Source organism: Allobosea sp. AK1, assembly GCF_006714945.1.
GTDB classification, from domain to species: domain Bacteria; phylum Pseudomonadota; class Alphaproteobacteria; order Rhizobiales; family Beijerinckiaceae; genus Allobosea; species Allobosea robiniae.
The window spans coordinates 2043615-2061557 of sequence record NZ_VFMG01000001.1; the positions used below are offsets into that span (position 1 = coordinate 2043615).

Consider the following 17943-nt stretch of genomic DNA (forward strand, 5'->3'; position numbering starts at 1 on the left):
GGCCTCAGGCCGAGGCTGGCACGTCGGGCACCAGGCTGACGCGGTCGAGCTTCGGCGTCATCGTGTCGAGCAGCGGCAGCGCTGCGGCTCCGAGCGCTGCCGTCAATCGTCCGGTCGCGCCGCGCTGGACGCGCGGGATCGTCCGCCCCGAACGGTTCGCCACCGAAACGGCCAAGGGAGACATCGCCGCGATCAGCGCATCGATCACCGTATCCGGCATCTCGCCGCCGAGGATCACGGTCTCCGGATCGAAAAGATTCTCCAGCATGGTCACGACCGGCGCGAGCAGCCCGGCCGCCTCCACGATCCAGCCGGACAGCGCCGGATTTCCGTCACGGTGCAGGCGCGCGATCTCCTCCGGCCCGACGCCCGAGATGCCGGCCTCCCGCAATGTCTCCGCCAGCGCATGGAAGGAGGCATAGCGTTCGAGGCAGCCATACCCGCCGCAGGCACAGGCGCGCCCGTAGCGCACCACAGGAATATGGCCGATCTCGCCGGCATTGCCGAAGGCCCCGCGATAGGGCTGACCGGCGACGATGACGCCGAGCCCGAGGCCGGCGCCGAAATAGATCTGGCAGAAATGGCGTAGATTCCGGCCGAGCCCGTGGAGGTGCTCGCCCACCGCCGCTGCATTGGCATCGTTCTCGATGACCACGGGCGTGTTCAGTGCATCCTGCAGAAGCTGCGCCGCATCCTGCCCGGCCCAGCCCGGCAAGGGCGAGGTGCCGACCGAACTCATGCCCTCGATCTCGAAGGGGCCTGGCATCACCACTCCGCAGCCGAGCAGGCGCTCGGGCAGGCCGGCCTCGCGCCGCACGGCCGCCAGCTCCGCCGCGGCCGTCTTCTGGACGCCCGCAACGGTCGTATCCGCGAGAGGCGCGATGCGCTGCGCCCTAATCCGCCCGGCGAGGTCGACGAGGACCGTGGTGACGTGATCCGCCGCGATCTCCATCCCCGCCGTCATTCCGCCTTCGGGGTTCACCGCGAATTCCACAGGCGGCTGGCCTCGCGCCGTCCGGCGCCGGCCGAGCTCGATCAGGAATCCCTCCTCGACCAGCTCGGCGACGATGTTGGAGACCGCCTGGGCCGTGAGCCTGGTCAAGACCGCGATGTCGGAACGGCCGAGCTGCCCGTGCTGGCGCACGGTTTCCAGCACGACCCGGCGGTTATGACTGCGCGTCCGCTCGGGATTGGTGCCGACGGCGACGCTGCGGGAGGGTGGAACGGGACGGTTCGGCATAGGCGGTCGCAAGGGAACGGGCGGACAGCCTGCGTCGGCAATTAATCCAACTCAAGTGAATTAATGGATTGACAGCTGCGGGCCGGCGAGATGACGATGCGTGCAAGCCTCCCGAATGCCGTCCACCGGCAGGGATGGAGGACAACGAAATCAGGGGAGAGGGTCATGCGCGGCTTACGCGGGATGCTGTTGGGTCTGATGGTCTCGGTCGGCGCGGTCGCCGGCGCGAAGGCGCAGACCGTCGAGATCGAGTACTGGCAGTATGTCTTCGACGCGCGCGTCAAGGCGATGACCGAGCTGATCAAGCGCTTCGAGGCCGCCAACCCGAATATCAAGGTCAAGCAGACGACCTTCCCCTATGCCGACTACCAGACCAAGATCGCGGCGGCGATGCCGGCCGGTCAGGGCCCGGATGTCGTGCAGCTCTTCTATGGCTGGCTCGACAATTTCGTCGGCGCCAAGTTCATCCAGCCGCTGCCGCGCGACGCCTTCCCGCCCGCCGCGATCGAGAAGGAATTCTATCCGATCGTCTCGGCGATGAAGCGCGACGGCGAGTATTACGCCCTGCCGACGGCGGTGCGCTCGCTCGCGCTGTTCTATAACAAGAAGCTCTTCCAGGAGGCCGGGCTCGACCCGAACACACCGCCCAAGACCGTCGACGAGCTGCTCGACTTCGCCAAGAAGACGACCAAGCGCGACGGCGCCGGCAACATGCTCTCCGCCGGCATCACGCTCGACTTCCCCGGCCAGGATTACCATTGGTGGCGCGAGACGCTGCTGCGCCAGAACGGCGGCGCCCCCTATAGCGACGACAACAAGACCGTGACCTACAACAGCGAGGCCGGCGCCAAGTCGCTGAACTGGTATGCCGATCTCCAGCGCGTGCACAAGGTCGGCCTGGTCGGCTTCATGGACGAGGGCCAGGCTGCCTTCCGCGCCGGCCGCGCCGCGATGACCATCGACGGCTCCTTCCGCCTCGGCGCCTTCGGCGGCATCAAGGCCTTCGAATGGGGCGTTGCCGAACTCCCTGCCTCGGCCGACGGCAAGAAGGCGAATTTCGCCAGCTACTGGGTCAACGCCATCACCACCAAGCCGACCGGCCCGAAGCTGGAAGCGGCCAAGAAGTTCCTCGCCTTCGTCACCACGCCCGAGGCGATGCAGCTCTGGCTCGAGACCGTCGGCGAACTGCCGGCGCGCAAGGAAGCGGCCGAGACCGAGAAGAACCTGAACCACCCAGTCTACGGGCCGTTCCTCAAGGCGCTCAGCTATTCGCACGCCACGGTCTTCGTCGACGAGATGGCCCAGCGCCAGGTCGCGCTCGACATGATCAACCGCGTGCTGCTGCAGAACCAGGACGCCAAGGCTGCGCTCACTGATGCCGCCAAGGCCGAGCAGGCCATCCTCGACCGCTTCTACAAGAAGTGATGCGGACCGGGCACCGGATCGGATTGTCGCGATGAACGCTTCTTCGTCTCGTGTCGATGCACGGTCCGGCGCCCGTCTCTCCTCGGGCCTCGGCATGCGCCAGAAGCAGGTTCTCTGGGCCTGGTCCTTCCTGGCCGTGCCGGTGCTGTTCTATGCGGTGGTGCGCTTCTATCCGACGCTGGAAGCGTTCTGGATCGCCACCACCAACTGGAACCTGCTGACCAAGCCCTCCTTCATCGGGCTGGCCAATTTCAAGCGGCTGATGGCCGATCCGGTGTTCTGGCAGGTCTTCCGCAACACCGCGCTCTACCTGCTGCTGGGCACGCCGATCAGCCTGCTCCTCGCCTTCACCATCGCCTATCATCTCGACCGCGTGCGCTTCCTTCACGGCTTCATCCGGGCGCTGTATTTCCTGCCCTTCCTGACGACCGCAGCGGCGATGGCCTGGGTCTGGCGCTGGTTCTACCAGCCGGTCCCGATCGGCCTGTTCAACAACCTGCTCGCCGGGCTCGGCATCGCCCAGCAGCCCTTCCTGCGCTCGACCACCCAATCGTTGCCGGCGGTGCTGGCACCCGCGATCTGGGCCGGGCTCGGCTTCCAGGTCGTGATCTTCATGGCGGGCCTGCGCGCCATCCCGACGACCTATTACGAGGCCGCCCGCATCGACGGCGTCTCGAACGGGACGATCCTGCGACGGATCACCCTGCCGCTGCTCAAGCCGACGATCGTCTTCCTCGTCGTCTTCTCCTCGATCGGGTTCCTGCGGATCTTCGATCAGGTCTACAATATGACCAGCCAGACGAGCAGCGACCCCGGCGGGCCGCTGAACGCGACCAAGCCGCTCGTGCTGATGATCTACCAGACGGCCTTCTCGTCCTTCGACATGGGCTATGCCGCGGCCCAGACCGTCGTGCTCTTCCTCGTGCTGCTCGTGGTCTCGCTGCTGCAGCTTAGGCTGCTGAAGGACCGCTGATGAGCGCCGTCGCTCCCCCAATGGCCCTGCGCATCGAGCCCGGCCGCATCATCACCTGGCTGCTGCTCTTCGGTGGCGGCCTCTTGATGGTGACGCCGCTCGTCTTCATGTTCGCGACCTCGCTGAAGGATTCCTCCGAGATCTACGATCTCGCCTTCTTCCCTGCCCATCCGACGCTCGGCAACTACGTGACCGTGCTCTCGGACGGCCGCTTCCTGCGCTGGTTCGCCAATTCCTTCGGCATCGCCACGGCGGTCACGCTCTCGAACGTCTTCTTCGACAGCCTCGTCGGCTACACCCTCGCGAAATTCCAGTTCCGCGGCCGCTATCTCGTCTTCATCGCCATCCTCTCGACGCTGATGATCCCGACCGAGATGCTGGTCATTCCCTGGTACGTCATGGCCAAGAACTTCGGCTGGCTCGACAGCTACTGGGGCATCATGTTCCCGGGGATGATGACGGCCTTCGGCACCTTCCTGATGAAGCAGTTCTTCGAGACCGTGCCGAACGACTTCCTCGAAGCCGCCCGCATCGACGGCCTCAACGAATTCGCGATCTTCTGGCGCATCGCCATGCCGCTGGTGACGCCCGCCCTCTCGGCGCTGGCGATCTTCACCTTCCTCAGCAACTGGACCGCCTTCATCTGGCCGCTGATCGTGACGACATCAAAGGAACTCTACACCTTGCCGGTCGGCCTCACGAGCTTCGCCGTGGAATCGCAGGTCCAGTGGGAATTGATCATGACGGGCGCCGCGCTCGCCACCCTGCCGACGCTGACCGTCTTCCTGCTGCTTCAGCGCTATATCGTGCGCGGCGTGGTCCTCGCCGGCCTCAAGGGCTGATTGCCATGACGAAAACCGATCCACGGACGAGCGACACCTCCGTTTTCCCCGATCCCGTCTACAAGGAAACGGTGCTGCGCCCGCTCTTCGACGGGGCGAAGACGCATCATGTCGAGAGCTTCCGCGCCATCGACCGCGCCCATCTCGTCATGCTCGCCGAGACCGGCATCCTGCCGCGCGCCACCGCCGGCCGCATCGCCCGCGCGCTCGTCGAAATCGACACCGAAATCGACCCGGCCGGGCTAAGCTATGACGGCACGGTCGAGGATTACTTCTTCCTGATCGAGGCCGAGCTGAAGAAGCGCCTGCCGGCGGACGATGCCGGGCGCCTCCATACCGGCCGCTCGCGCAACGATATCGACCACACGCTGTTCAAGCTCGCGCTCAAGCCGCGGCTCGACCATATGGCCGGCCTGCTGCGTGCGCTCATCACCGCGACCCTCGACCTCGCCGAGCGCGAGAAGGCGACATTGATCGTCGCCTATACCCATGGCCAGCCGGCCCAGCCGACCACCTTCGGCCATTACCTCTCAGCCGCGACCGAGGTGATGCTGCGCGACCATGAGCGGCTGGTGCAGGCACGCGCCCTGCTCGATCTCTCGCCGATGGGCGCGGCCGCGATCACCACCTCGGGCTTCCCGCTGGACCGCGCCCGCGTCGCGCATCTGCTCGGCTTCGCCGCTCCGCTGCAGAATTCCTATGGCTGCATCGCCGCGATCGACTACCTGACCGCGACCTATAGCGCGGTCGAGCTCGTCTTCCTGCATCTCGGTCGCCTGATCCAGGATTTGCAGGTCTGGACCGCCTTCGAGGTCGGCCAGCTCTACGTGCCCAATGCCTTCGTGCAGATCTCCTCGATCATGCCGCAGAAGCGCAATCCCGTCCCGATCGAGCATCTGCGCCATCTCGCCTCACAGACCGTGGCTCGCGCCCGCATGGTCAGGGACATCGTCCACAACACGCCCTTCACCGACATGAACGATGCCGAGGGCGAAACCAACGAAGCCGGCTATCAGGCCTTCGCGACGGGCGAGCGCGTGCTGAGCCTCCTCGCCGCGTTGCTGCCGGCGCTTCAGGTCGACGGGCGTCGCGTCGCCGAGAACATCCGCCGCTCATGCATCACCATCACCGAGCTTGCCGATACGCTCGTCCGGTCGGAGGGCCTCTCCTTCCGCACCGCTCATGAGATCGCGGCCGATGTCGCCCGGGCCGTGGTCGCGGCCGACGGCGACCTGCCGCGCGACGGCTACGCGCCCTTCCAGAAGGCCTTCCGCGAGCATGCCGGCCGCGAACCGCAACTGGACGAGGCCGCCTTCGCCGAGGCCGTCTCGCCCGAACATTTCGTCGCGGTGCGCGAGCGCTTCGGCGGGCCGGGGCCGCAGGCGCTGGCCGCCGCCTTCGCCGGCTATCGCGGTGTCCTCGTGGCCGCCGGTCTGGCCGCAACCGCGACCGCCGCGCGCGAGGCCTCCGCGCGCCATGAACTCGACGCCGCCTTCGCGGATCTGATGGGAGCAGCCTGATGGCGGGTATCGAGCTTCAGGGGCTGGTCAAACGCTACGGCAAGACGCAAGTCGTCCACGGCATCGACCTCGCCATCGAGGACGGCGAATTCGTCGTCTTCGTCGGCCCCTCCGGCTGCGGCAAGTCGACGACTCTCCGCATGATCGCCGGCCTCGAGGAAATCGACGGCGGCACCATCACGATCGCTGACCGCCCTGTGAACCGGCTGGAGCCGAAAGAGCGGAACATCGCCATGGTGTTCCAGAATTATGCGATCTATCCGCATATGAGCGTCGCCGAGAATATCGGCTTCGGCCTCTATACGGCGAAGCTCGACAAGGCCGAGAAGCGCCGCCGCATCGAGGAGACCGCCCGCATCCTCGGCCTCGAACCGCTGCTCGAACGCAAGCCTTCGGCGCTCTCCGGCGGCCAGCGCCAGCGTGTCGCCATCGGCCGCGCCATGGTGCGCGACCCCTCCGCCTTCCTCTTCGACGAGCCGCTCTCCAATCTCGACGCGCAGTTGCGCGCCCAGATGCGTCTGGAGATCAAGCGCCTGCACCAGCGGCTCGGCCGCACCATCGTCTTCGTCACCCACGATCAGGTCGAGGCGATGACGCTGGCCGACCGCATCGTGGTGATGCGCGACGGCCGCATCCTTCAGGTCGGCGCACCGATGGAGCTCTACGAGAAGCCGGCCGATGTCTTCACCGCCCGCTTCATCGGCTCTCCGACGATGAACATCCTTCCCGGCAGGACGAGCAACGCCGACGGAAAGCCGAAGCTGGAGCTGGCCGGCAACACCATCGCCCTGCCCCTGCGCCCGACAGCACTCCCCTCCGAGGTCCTGGTCGGCGTCCGTCCGCAGGAACTGCGCGTGGTCGCGTCCGGCGAAAGCGCCGATCTCGTCCTCACCGGCAAGGTCGCAGTCGTCGAGCCGCTCGGCTCGGAAACCTTCGTCCATGTCGAGCATGGCGACGGGCTGATCCTCGCCTCGGCTTCGGCCAAGGCGCCGCCGGTCGTCGGTCACGAGGTTCGCCTCGGCGCCGGCATCGACGCCTTGCGCCTGTTCGACGCGGCGACCGAGCGCGCCCTATGAGCGCCGGGCGCAACCTCGTCCTCAGCATCGGCCGGCTCTACTGCGACATCGTCTTCCGCGGGCTCGACGCGATGCCGCGCCTCGGCGAGGAACGTTTCGCCGAGACGGTCGCGATCGTGCCGGGCGGCGGCGGCTTCATCACGGCTGCCCATCTCGCCGCGCTCGGAACGCGCACGGGCCTGCTCGCCCGCATCGGCACGGATCCACTTTCGGGCACGCTGGCGCCGGCACTGGCCGCGAGCGGTGTCGACCTCCGCTGGCTCGAACGCACGCCCGAGGCCGGCCCGCAGCCGACAGTCGTCATGGTGCAGGATGGCGAGCGCGCCTTCCTGTCCCGGCGCGCCGGCAGCGCCCGTCCGGCGACGCTGAATGCAGCTCTTGCCGACCCTGCCGCCCGGCATCTCCACATCGCCGAATTCGCGACGCTCGCCGAAATCCCCGACCTGATCGGCACCGCGAAGCGCGCCGGCCTCACCGTCTCGCTCGATCCGAGCTGGGACGATGACTGGATCCGCCGGCCCGACCTGATCGCACGGGCCGCCGGCGCCGATATCTTCCTGCCCAACGCGGCCGAGGCGCGTGCGATCGCCGCCTGCGAGGACCTCGACCAAGCTGGTCAACGCCTCGCTCAGCATTTCCCGATCGTCGTCATCAAGGACGGGGCCAATGGTGCACGGCTGTTCCGGCGCGGCAGCGCCTTCGCCGTGCCAGCGCCCGAGGGCGGACCGGTGCTCGACACGACGGGAGCGGGCGACGCGTTCAATGCCGGCTTCCTCGCAGCCTGGCTCGCTAGACGCTCGCCCGAACAGGCTTTGGCGGAAGGGGTCTCCTGCGGCACCCTGTCGGTGCGCTCGGTCGGTGGAGCCGGGACCCGGCTCGAGCCCGCCGATGTCGATGCCATGAGCCGGGACCTGCTGCACAGCCATGACCGGATCGATGCCTGAAGCGCTCCTCACCCGCGAGGCGGCGGAAGCCGCCGAGGTCGCCGCCCGCCAGATTTCGGCCAATGCCAGCGCCATGGTGCGGCTCGGCGAACGTTTGCGCCGGCGCAAGCCCGCCTTCATCGCGACCTGTGCCCGCGGCTCCTCCGACCATGCCATGACCTATGGCAAGTACCTGCTGGAGCGGACGCTGGGCCTGCCCGTCGCCTCGCTGGGCCCCAGTCTCGCCTCGGTCTATCGCGAAGAGCTCGATTTGTCCGGGGCCGTGTTCATCGCCGCCTCGCAATCCGGCCGCAGCCCGGACACGCTCCAGTTGACCGAGACCGCCAGGCGCGGCGGCGCGCTGACGATCGGGCTGATCAACGACATGGCCTCGCCGCTCGCCGGGCTGGTCGACGTCGCCTTGCCCCTCGGCGCCGGTCCCGAGACCAGCGTCGCCGCAACCAAGAGCTTCCTCGCCACCGGCATTGCCCTCCTGCATCTCGCCGCGGCCTGGAGCTGCGAGCGGAGCCTGGCCGACGCGCTCGTCAGGTCGCCGGAGCTGCTCAGGCAGGCCGGGCTCTGCGACTGGTCACCCTTCTTCCGGCGCCTTGAGCACGCAACCAGCCTCTATGTCATCGGCCGCGGGCTCGGGCTTGGAATCGCCCAGGAAATGGCGCTGAAATTCAAGGAAACCTGCCGCATCCATGCCGAGGCGTTCAGCGCGGCAGAAGTGCTGCACGGGCCGCTGGCGCTGGTGGGACCGGGCTTTCCGGCGCTGGTGCTCGACCCCGCCGACGAAGGCAGCGACAGCACGCTCTCGGTTGCCCGCAGCTTGGCCGCTCTGGGCGCCGAGATCGCCTATGCCGGCTCCGAAGCGGCGCCGGGCCTCGCCCTGCCCGTGCCGCCGGAGCCGCCGGCCGTGCTCATGCCGCTCCTGCAGGCGCGCGCCTTCTACGGCGGCATCGCGGCGCTCGCAGCCGCACGCGGGCTCGATCCTGACCGCCCGCCGCATCTGCGCAAGGTCACGCAGACGCTTTGAGCCGCGACCGGGCACTGGGCCCGGTTCCGTCGATGCGCAGCTTGCTCTAGACCTGATGCGACCCTGCGCCTCCGGATCATCAGCTCATGAAACAGCCGCTCACGCCCGCTTCGCTTGCCCCGCCCTTCGGGCAGTATTCACATGGCATGAAGGCCGACGCGCGCGGCGTCCTCCTGACCTCCGGCCAGCTCGGCATCAACAGCGACGGCAGCGTCCCCGACGATGCCGGCGAGCAGGCCCGCATCTGCTTCGAGAGCATCGCTGCGATCCTGCGCGAGGGCGGGCTCTCGATGGCGAATATCGTGCGCCTCAACGCCTTCGTCACCGACCGCCGGTACATGCCGGCCTATATGAAGGCGCGCGACGAGGCCCTGGCGGATTGCCCGGTGAAGCCGGCCTCGACACTGGTGATCGTCTCAGGCTTCAGCCGCCCGGAATTCGTGGTCGAGGTCGAGGCGACGGCCGTCTACTGAGCCGGCGGGCCTCTATCCCCGGACGCTCAGTGAGCGCCCGCCTTGACGAAATTCGCCAGTTCCGGCGTCTGCGGATTGGCGAAGAGTTCCTTCGACGGCCCGCTCTCCCAGATCAGCCCCTGGTGCATGAAGACGGTGGTGTCGGCCACCGTGCGCGCAAAATTCATCTCGTGCGTCACCAGCAGCATGGTCATGCCGCCCTTGGCGAGCTTCTCCATGACGATCAGCACCTCGCCGGTGAGTTCGGGATCGAGCGCCGAGGTGACCTCGTCGAACAGCATCACCTTGGGCTGCATCGCCAGCGAACGGGCGATCGCGACGCGCTGCTGCTGGCCGCCCGAGAGATTATCCGGATAGCTGTCGAATTTCTCGGAGAGCCCGACCTGCGCCAGCACGTCCTTGGCGAGCGCCAGGGCCTGCGCCTGCGGCACGTTCTTGGTGATGCGCGGCGAGAGCATGATGTTCTGCCCCACCGTCAGATGCGGGAACAGGTTGTAGCTCTGGAAGACGATGCCGACATCCTTGCGCAATTCGCGCAGCTTCGTCGGGTCTTGCGTCATCACATGGCCGGCGACCTCGATCTTGCCGGCGTGGAAGGTCTCGAGCCCGTTGATGCAACGCAGGAGCGTCGACTTGCCCGAGCCCGACCGGCCGATGATCGCGACCACCTGGCCCGTATCGACGCTGAGCGAGACGCCTTTCAGCACCTCCAGCGAGCCGAAGCGCTTATGGATGTCTTCAATGAGAACGGCTGGCATTCATCACCTTTTCGAGATGGCGGCTGAGCCGGGAGAGCGGGAAGCAGATCGCGAAATAGATCGCTGCGACCACGGTGAAGATCTGAAAGGCCTGATAGGTCGCGTTGTTGACCAGCATGCCTGCGCGCATCAGGTCGACGAAGCCGACGACCTGCACGATCGAGGTGTTTTTCACGAGCTGCACGAGGAAGCCGACCGTCGGCGGCAGCGAGATGCGGACTGCCTGCGGCAGGATCACGTGGCGGTAGGTCTGCGCCGGCGAATGCGCCAGCGACATCGAGGCTTCCCATTGCTGGCGCGGCACGGATTCGATCGAGCCGCGCCAGATCTCGGCGAGATAGGCCGAGACATAGATCGACAGCGAGGCCGAGGCCGCAAGGAAGGGCGGCAATTCGATGCCGAGGGCCGAGAGCCCGTAATAGCTCATGAACAGCACCATGAGCACCGGGATCGACTGGATCACCAGGATGTAGCCGCCCGCGAAGCGTCGCAGCCAGCGGATGCGCGACAGGCGCATGAGCGCGAAGGCGCCGCCGATGATGCTCCCGATGAAGAAAGCGATGACGGTGAGTGCCAGCGTCCAGCCGGCGGAGCGCAGGATGAAGAGGATTTCCGGCCAACCGAAGGTCTGCATCAGGCGGCCTCCCCATGCGCTTCGGCGAGGCGGGCAAGGCCCGACACCTGCGGGAAGAGCCTCCGACCGAGCCAGTTGAGGAAGAGCTTCAGCGAGAGCGCCAGCACGAGATAGATCACGGTGACGACGATATAGGTCTCGAACGAGCGGAACGTGTCCTGCTCGATGATCGCCGCCGTACCCGACAATTCCTGCACCGAGACGAAGGAGCAGATGCTGGACGCCAGCATCATCAGCACGAACTGGCTCGACAGCGCCGGCCAGACGCGGGCGAAGGCGGGCTGCAGCACGACATGCTTCAGGACCTGCCATTTGCTCATCGCCAGGGCCAGGCCCGCCTCGATCTGCGACTTGTGGATCGAGTCGACGCCGGCGCGGATGATCTCGGTGGCGTAGGCGGCCAGGTTGAGCGTCATCGCCAGGACGGAGGCTTCCAGGCCATCGAGACGGATGCCGATCTGCGGGAGCCCGAAGAAGATCATGAAGAGCTGCACCAGGAACGGCGTGTTGCGCATCAGCTCGACATAGGCGTCAACGATATAGCCGGCCCAGCTCCCCGCGAGGCTGCGCAGCGCGGTCATCGCCGTCGCCAGCACGAGGCCCAGCGTGATCGCGACGAAGGACAGCGCGATCGTGAGCCAGACCCCGTGGAGGATCATGGGCCATTTGGAAAAGACGTCTTGGAAGAGCAACGGCCCGCTCCTTCGTCCGGGAAGGTCGATGGTGGTCGCCGGCGCGTTCTGGACGCGCCGGGACATTGGTGTATCCGATCGGAAGTCCGATCAGGACGTCGGATCAGAAGGTCGGCAGCGGCGGCAGCGGGCTGCCGACCCACTTCTGCGCGATCGCGTCGAGCTCGCCGTTCTGCTTGACGTAGTAGATGAAGTTGTTGAGCCACTGGCGCAGCTCCCAGGCGTCCTTGCGCATGGTCATCGAGTTCGGCTGCACGCCGAAGACGAACTTGAGCTCGGTATCGGTCTCGCCGCGCGCCTTCATGGCCGCGTTGGCCTGGGCGTCGGGGCCGGCAATGGCCTCGACCTGGCCGGAGAACAGCGCCTGCATGGTGGTGGCGTCGTCCTCGAAGCGCAGGATCGTGAGGTTCAGCTCCTTCTCGCGGCTGGTGAATTCACGCTCGACGCTGGAGCCGCGATTGACCCCGACCTTCTTCCCCTTGAGGTCGGCCCAGGTTTTGATGGCGACGCCCTTCTTGGCATAGATGCCGGTCTGGAAGGCGCTGTAGGGGATCGAGAACATCACGGCCTTGGCGCGCTCCGGCGTCGGCGCCAGCGTGGCGACGAGGAAGTCGACCTTGTTGGCCTCCAACGCCGGGATGCGGGCGGGCGGCGTCAACTGCACCAGCTCGACCTTCACGCCGAGATATTTGCCGATCAGCGCGATGACATCCGCATCGTAGCCGATGGCGTTGCCCTGGGAATCGACCGAGCCATAGGGCGGGGCGCCGATCAGCACGCCGACCTTCACCGAACCGCGCTTGATGATGTCGGTGATCGTCTGGGCCGAGGCCTGGCTGGCGGCGAGCATGCCCGCGCCGAGCGCGAGAGCCAGGCCGGCAATCTTGAGATGCTTGAACATTTTCACGTGGTGTCTCCTCTGCTGCGGCGGCGCCGCCTGTCTTGGCCCGGCTTCTTGTGGCCGGCTGTGGAAGAACTTGGTTCGACGCATCGAATTCCCCGAAAGGTGCTGCCACCTCTCGGTCCGATGCCGGAGCGTCAGGCGCTGGCGCGCACGACGTTGACGAGCGGCTCGCCGGCGAAGCGACGCCTGATGTTGTCGGCGATGATCCCCTGCCTGCGGCTGATGGTGCCGCTCGTCCATCCGGACATGTGCGGCGTCATTAAAACGTTTGAAAGCTCATGGAAAGGCAGATTCGCAGGCAACGGATGGCTGTCCCCAGCGCTGGGATAGCGGTACCAGGTATCGATGATCGCCCCGCCGATCCGGCCGCCTTTCAGGGCGTCGAACAGCGCCTGCTCGTCGATGGTCGGGCCGCGCCCGACATTGACGACGACCGCGCCCGGCCGCATCGCGGCAAAGGCGGCGGCACTGAGGATGCCCCTGGTCTCCTCGGTGAACGGCACGGAGACGACGACGACATCGACCGAACCGCAGAATTCTGCGAGCGCATCGAGCGTGAAGGAGCGATCGACCAGGGCTGAGGCCGGCACGGCACTGCGGTTGGCGACATGGACCTTCATCTCGAAGGCCTTGGCTCGCGCCGCGATCGCCTTGCCGATATGGCCGAAGCCGAGGAGACCGATGGTCTGGCCGGCGATCTCGCCATGGACGCGCTCCGGCGCGCCGGCCCAGTAGGCCCAGTCGCCCTGGCGCAAGCGCCGGTCGGCATCGGCGAGCGGGATATTCCGCGCCAGCAGCGCCGCCATCACGTATTCGGCGATCGCCTGCTCATGGCCGAAGCAGTTGCAGACGGCAGCCGATACCGGCAGCGCGCCGAGGTCGACCATGTCGTAGCCGGCGCCCGGCACATGGAACAGCTTGAGCCCGGCAGGCTGCGGCAGGCCGGCATCGAACTTCACGCCGACGATGACCTCGGCCTCGGCATAGGCTTTCTGGTCGGCACCCGCTTCGAGATGGTCGGGCAAGAGCCGGATCTCGGCCTTGTCGCCGACCAGCTCGGCAAAGCCGTGGCTGAATGAAGCGGCATTCTCGCCGTGGAAGACAACGCGCATGGTCCGGTAATTCCTTCCGTCAGGTCTTCAGCAGCGGCTCGACCCTGCAATCCAGCAGGGACGGGTCGATCGCCGCTTCCATCTCGTCGAACATGCCGTCCACGAAGCCGATCAGCGCATCGGAGGCGGCGACAGCCTCATCCGCCCGGCGCGCTGCGATGGCGTTCAAAACCGCGATATGGTGGTCGACCGAGACCGCGAGGCCGACCCTCTGCGGCATCGCGCTGTGATAGATGAAGCCGATGCGCCGGAAGATCGTGTGCAGCGGGCGCAGGGTATGTTCGAGGAACGGCTCTGCGGCGGCCGACAGCACCGTCTCGTCGATACGGCGATCCAGCGCGTTGAACTCCGCCAGGCTAAACCGGTCCCGGCGCTCGCGCAGCAGGCGCTCGATATGCAGCAGCTGGTTGCGATGGGACGGGCCGGCCCTCTCGGCCGCCAGCCCGATGACGAAGCGTTCGAGATCGCGGCGCAGGCGCAGCAGCACGCGCTCCCGCGCCAGATCGACCGGCGCGATCTGGAGGCCGTGACGCGGGCGGATGACGATCAGCGTATCCGCCGCCAGCCGGTTGACGGCATGATGGACCGGCGTGCGGCCATAGCCGGTCATATCCTGTAGATCCTGGAGCGACAGGAAACGGCCCGGCGGAAGCTCGCAGGTGATCAGCATCGCCTCGAGGCGCTCATAGGCGAGCTCGAACAGGTTGACGCGGTTGCGCCGCTTGGGCGCAGGCGCATCTTCTGCCTGTCGGGGTTGGATCGCGCTGCGCGCCATTCCCGGGTTTCCTCCGCGAGGGCGCTCTTGGTCGGCGCCTGTTGAGGAGGAGCCTAAACATGTTGTGAAATTTTACAAGAGGATGATTTGCCCGAGAGAGCATTCGCCGGTCTGCGCGACCGCGCCTGCATCGCCCTCCCGAAACCGGATTTCGGATCGAAGCCGATCGTTTCGACCGACCCCGATGGTCTCATCACAATGGGCAATCCCGAAAGGGCCCCGCTCGAATCAGCCCCAGGTGAACCAGGACAGCCCGTAGCGCGGCTGAAGGCCCTCGCGAGCAAATAGCCGCCGGCAGCTCTCGGGATCGACCTTGCCGTCCTTGCTCCAGTCCAGATCGCCACGATGGATACCGCCCGCGATGAAGGCCGCGTCGATCCCGGCCTGCGCTGCGCCCGCGACATCGTGCTCCAGCGAATCCCCGATGGCGAGCAGGCGCTCGGCCGGACGATCGAGATAGTGCAGGCAGCTCCGGTAGATCCGCGGATGCGGCTTGCCATGATAATGCACCGAGCCGCCCATCTCCTCGTAGATCAGCGCAGCCAGCCCCGGCGCCTCGTGCAAGGTGCCGTCGGCATGGACCCGGTAACGATCGGGGTTGCCGCAGACCATCGGCAGGCCGCGTCGCAGCGCCTGTTCCAGAACCGGTTTCCAGCCGGCCACCGACTGGCTGTCGGGGTCCATGCTCATCACGAACAGGAAATCGGCCGCCTCCGGCGTTTCCACCAGCGTCAGGCCCAGTCCGCTCGCCAGGCGATCCTCGCCCGGCCGCGCCAGCAGCAGGCAGCGGGAGCCGAGATCGCGATAGGCCGGCTCGGAGCGTTCCAGCAGCGCTTCGCGCGCATCGTCCCCGGCCGAGGCCACGCGGTCGTAGAGATCGCGGGGGAACCCCATGCTGGCAAGCACGGCCTCGTTGTCGCGCCCGCTCCGACCCGAATTCGAGAGGATGATCACCGCCTTGCCCGCCGCCCGCAGGCGTTCGAGGCAGGCGACAGCCCCGGGATAGGGCCGCGTGCCGTCATGCAGCACGCCCCACTGGTCGAGCAGGAAGCCGTCATAGCGGTCGACCAGCGCCGACAGGCCACCGGGGAAGCCGATCTCGACTTGCGGCTCAGACAATGCGGGAGCGGACATAGGCCGAAAGCGCCTCGCTGATGATGACGATGCCGAGGATGGCGATCAGGATCACGATCGCCTGCGACCAGGCGAACTGGTTGATCGAGGCGTAGAGCAGGAGCCCGATGCCGCCGGCGCCGACGAAACCGAGCACGCTCGACTCCCGCACATTGATGTCCCAGCGGTAGATCGAGGTGCCGATCAACACGGGCAGTATCTGCGGGAGGATGGCGACTCCATAGACCTGCAAGGTGCTGGCTCCGGTCGATTCCACCGCTTCGATCTGGCCGGCATCGACCTCCTCGATCGCCTCGGCGACGAGCTTGGCGATGAAGCCGATCGAGCGGGCCGCAACCGCGCAGATGCCGGCGACGGGGCCCGGCCCGAAGATCGCAACGAAGAGCAGCCCCCAGATCACTGTATTGATCGAGCGCGACATCACCAGCATGGCCCGGCCGAGAAGCCAGGTCGCCTGGTTGTAGGTAGTGTTGCGCGCAGCGAGGAAGGCGACCGGCAGCGCGAAGACGATGGCGATCATCGTGCCGAGCGTCGCGATATGCAGCGTCTCGATCAGCGGCTGGACGATGCGCGGCAGATAGGACCAGCGCGGCGGCCACATCCGCGAGATCAGGTCGGCCGCCTGTTCGTGGGCATCGGCGAAGAAGGCCCACTCGATGTCGAGCGCCGAGACGGACCAGGCCGCGGCAAACGCGATGCCGCCGAGCCAGAGCCAGTGCACGACGCGCTCGCGCAGCGAATAGCGTTCCCAATGGTCGGGATAGCGAGGCTTCGGCGCGCTGCCTTGCGGGAGATGATGCGCCGTCATCTCAGCCTCCGCCGGGCCCAGTCGCTGAACCATTCGCCGAAGGCGACCATCGCGGCGATCGTCAGCAGGATCGCGCTGGCGAAGTCGAAATCATAGCGCGAGAACGAGGCCGAGAGCGTCTGCCCGATGCCGCCGGCCCCGACGATGCCGATCACGGTCGAGTGCCGGAGGTTGGAATCGAGCCGGTAGATCAGCACGCCCAGCGTCTTGACCAGAACCTGGGGCACCACCGCGTAGAAGAAGGTCTGGCCGAAGCTCGCGCCCGTCGCACGGATCGCCTCGACCGGGCCGGGCTTCATGTTCTCGATATCCTCGGCCAGCATCTTGCCGAGGAAGATCGCCGACGAGAAGGCGAGCGTCAGCAGGCCCGCGACCGGACCGAAGCCGAACAGCTTCACGAAGAAGATCGCGATGATGACTTCGTGGAAGGTCCGGCCGGTGACGATGAAGGCGCGCGCCAGCAGGTAGAGCGGCCGCGGCGAGAGATTGGCCGAAGCCGCGATGCCGATCGGGATCGACAGCACCGCACCGATGATCGTCGCGGCGATGGCAATCTGCACGCTCTCGACCATGCCAGTGAGCAGAAGCTCCCAGCGGCCGAAATCCGGCGGCACCATCCGCGCCAGGATCGTCCAGGCCCGCGGCAGGCCGGCCAGGATGCGGGCCGTGTCGACATTGAGCGTCGAGAGCGACCAGACCAGATAGGCGGCAACTAACGCCCAGAAGGCAAGCCGCCGGCCGGGGCTGCCGAAGATGCTCGGCGCGCGCCAGCGGCTGGGATAGGAAGCGGCAGCCGTGGTCATGACAGCGCGCCGACCGGCGCCATCGTTGCCGTCGGAGCGGGCGCCTCGTCGTCCTCGTCCTGCGGGGTCGACCAGTCCTCCTCGCCATAGATCCGGGTCAGCGCCGCATCGGTCAGGGCCGAAGCCTCGGCATCGAAGACGATCAGCCCATCCTTCATGCCGATGATGCGGTCGGCATGGGCGCGGGCGAGCGCGACGTCGTGGATATTGATGATCGCCGGCGTCTGGCGTTCGGCCACGAGCTCGCGCACGAGCCGCATGATCTGGCGCGAGGTCTTGGGGTCCAGGCTCGCGGTCGGCTCGTCGAGCAGCAGGAGGTCCGGCCGCTGCATCAGGGCGCGCGCGATACCGACGCGCTGGCGCTGGCCGCCGGAGAGCGCGTCCGCCCGCTGGTTGTGGTAGCCGTCGAGCCCGACGCGGTCGAGCAGCGCGAAGGCCGCTTGGATATCCTCGGGCGGGAAGCGGTAGCGCAGCGAGGCGAGAAGGCCGGTATAGCCGAGCCGCCCGGACAGCACGTTCTGCATCACGCTGAGCCGCTCGACCAGGTTGTATTCCTGGAAGATCATGCCGATCCGGCGCCGCGCCGCGCGCAGGCCCTTGCGGTCGAGCGCGACGATCTCCTCGCCATTGAGCCTGACACTGCCGGCGGTCGGCTCGACCAGCCGGTTGATGCAGCGGATGAAGGTGCTCTTGCCGGCGCCGGACGAGCCGATCACCGCGACGAGCTGCGGCCGGTCGATCACGACATCGACACCGCCCAATGCCTTCTTGCCGGTCGGATAGACCTTGGCCAGCCCCGCGACGGCCAGCAG

The 17943-nt window shown here is 67.0% G+C and carries 19 protein-coding genes; 8 read left to right on the plus strand and 11 right to left on the minus strand.

Features of this window, described 5'->3' with window-relative positions:
• Nucleotides 1-4: 4 nt before the first annotated feature.
• Complete coding sequence (locus FHT98_RS10195) at nt 5-1240, minus strand: ROK family transcriptional regulator (RefSeq protein ID WP_142113949.1); 1236 nt, start codon at nt 1238-1240, stop codon at nt 5-7.
• 165 nt (nt 1241-1405) lie between these two features.
• On the opposite strand from FHT98_RS10195, the gene FHT98_RS10200 reads away from it, so the two are divergent.
• The 8 genes from FHT98_RS10200 (at nt 1406) to FHT98_RS10235 (ending at nt 9511) form a co-directional block, all read left to right on the plus strand.
• A complete protein-coding gene (locus FHT98_RS10200; protein ID WP_142113950.1) occupies nt 1406-2665 on the plus strand; it encodes an extracellular solute-binding protein in 1260 nt (419 codons plus the stop codon).
• A gap of 31 nt (nt 2666-2696) precedes the next feature.
• Nucleotides 2697-3638: a carbohydrate ABC transporter permease gene (locus FHT98_RS10205; protein ID WP_142113951.1), complete on the plus strand. Its 942-nt coding sequence runs from the start codon at nt 2697-2699 to the stop codon at nt 3636-3638.
• Nucleotides 3638-4480, plus strand: coding sequence for a carbohydrate ABC transporter permease (locus FHT98_RS10210; protein ID WP_142113952.1), 843 nt, complete (start codon nt 3638-3640; stop codon nt 4478-4480). Before FHT98_RS10205 ends, FHT98_RS10210 begins: the two co-directional genes overlap by 1 nt.
• A gap of 5 nt (nt 4481-4485) precedes the next feature.
• Nucleotides 4486-6000, plus strand: coding sequence for an argininosuccinate lyase (gene argH, locus FHT98_RS10215; RefSeq protein WP_142113953.1), 1515 nt, complete (start codon nt 4486-4488; stop codon nt 5998-6000).
• Nucleotides 6000-7076, plus strand: coding sequence for an ABC transporter ATP-binding protein (locus tag FHT98_RS10220; protein ID WP_142113954.1), 1077 nt, complete (start codon nt 6000-6002; stop codon nt 7074-7076). The genes argH and FHT98_RS10220 overlap by 1 nt, the downstream gene beginning before the upstream one ends.
• Nucleotides 7073-8020: a carbohydrate kinase family protein gene (locus FHT98_RS10225; protein ID WP_142113955.1), complete on the plus strand. Its 948-nt coding sequence runs from the start codon at nt 7073-7075 to the stop codon at nt 8018-8020. Before FHT98_RS10220 ends, FHT98_RS10225 begins: the two co-directional genes overlap by 4 nt.
• On the plus strand, nt 8013-9038 hold the full coding sequence (locus FHT98_RS10230; RefSeq protein WP_210244355.1) for an SIS domain-containing protein: 1026 nt from the start codon (nt 8013-8015) through the stop codon (nt 9036-9038). Before FHT98_RS10225 ends, FHT98_RS10230 begins: the two co-directional genes overlap by 8 nt.
• 86 nt (nt 9039-9124) lie before the next feature.
• Nucleotides 9125-9511, plus strand: coding sequence for a RidA family protein (locus FHT98_RS10235; RefSeq protein ID WP_113584420.1), 387 nt, complete (start codon nt 9125-9127; stop codon nt 9509-9511).
• Between the two features lie 26 nt (nt 9512-9537).
• Here the strand turns inward: FHT98_RS10235 and FHT98_RS10240 are convergent, their stop codons facing one another.
• The 10 genes from FHT98_RS10240 to phnC all read right to left on the minus strand — a co-directional run bounded on the left by FHT98_RS10240 (nt 9538) and on the right by phnC (nt 17943).
• Nucleotides 9538-10269: an amino acid ABC transporter ATP-binding protein gene (locus tag FHT98_RS10240; protein WP_061966254.1), complete on the minus strand. Its 732-nt coding sequence runs from the start codon at nt 10267-10269 to the stop codon at nt 9538-9540.
• Nucleotides 10250-10903 (minus strand): amino acid ABC transporter permease, encoded by a 654-nt coding sequence (locus FHT98_RS10245; RefSeq protein WP_061966255.1) that lies wholly within the window; start codon nt 10901-10903, stop codon nt 10250-10252. The genes FHT98_RS10240 and FHT98_RS10245 overlap by 20 nt, the downstream gene beginning before the upstream one ends.
• Complete coding sequence (locus FHT98_RS10250) at nt 10903-11562, minus strand: amino acid ABC transporter permease (protein WP_061966282.1); 660 nt, start codon at nt 11560-11562, stop codon at nt 10903-10905. Before FHT98_RS10250 ends, FHT98_RS10245 begins: the two co-directional genes overlap by 1 nt.
• 136 nt (nt 11563-11698) lie before the next feature.
• A complete protein-coding gene (locus FHT98_RS10255; RefSeq protein ID WP_425284619.1) occupies nt 11699-12502 on the minus strand; it encodes a transporter substrate-binding domain-containing protein in 804 nt (267 codons plus the stop codon).
• Nucleotides 12503-12633: 131 nt separating this feature from the next.
• A complete protein-coding gene (locus FHT98_RS10260) occupies nt 12634-13611 on the minus strand; it encodes a 2-hydroxyacid dehydrogenase (RefSeq protein WP_142113957.1) in 978 nt (325 codons plus the stop codon).
• A gap of 19 nt (nt 13612-13630) precedes the next feature.
• Nucleotides 13631-14386: a GntR family transcriptional regulator gene (locus FHT98_RS10265; protein ID WP_142113958.1), complete on the minus strand. Its 756-nt coding sequence runs from the start codon at nt 14384-14386 to the stop codon at nt 13631-13633.
• A 228-nt stretch (nt 14387-14614) separates the two neighbouring features.
• On the minus strand, nt 14615-15520 hold the full coding sequence (locus tag FHT98_RS10270) for a TIGR01459 family HAD-type hydrolase (protein WP_142113959.1): 906 nt from the start codon (nt 15518-15520) through the stop codon (nt 14615-14617).
• On the minus strand, nt 15498-16328 hold the full coding sequence (phnE, locus tag FHT98_RS10275) for a phosphonate ABC transporter, permease protein PhnE (RefSeq protein WP_142113960.1): 831 nt from the start codon (nt 16326-16328) through the stop codon (nt 15498-15500). Before phnE (FHT98_RS10275) ends, FHT98_RS10270 begins: the two co-directional genes overlap by 23 nt.
• The gene (gene phnE, locus FHT98_RS10280; protein WP_142113961.1) at nt 16325-17131 is read right to left on the minus strand and encodes a phosphonate ABC transporter, permease protein PhnE; all 807 of its coding nucleotides are present in this window, start codon (nt 17129-17131) and stop codon (nt 16325-16327) included. Before phnE (FHT98_RS10280) ends, phnE (FHT98_RS10275) begins: the two co-directional genes overlap by 4 nt.
• Entirely contained in the window at nt 17128-17943 is an 816-nt protein-coding gene (phnC, locus tag FHT98_RS10285; RefSeq protein WP_142115728.1) for a phosphonate ABC transporter ATP-binding protein, read from the minus strand. The genes phnE (FHT98_RS10280) and phnC overlap by 4 nt, the downstream gene beginning before the upstream one ends.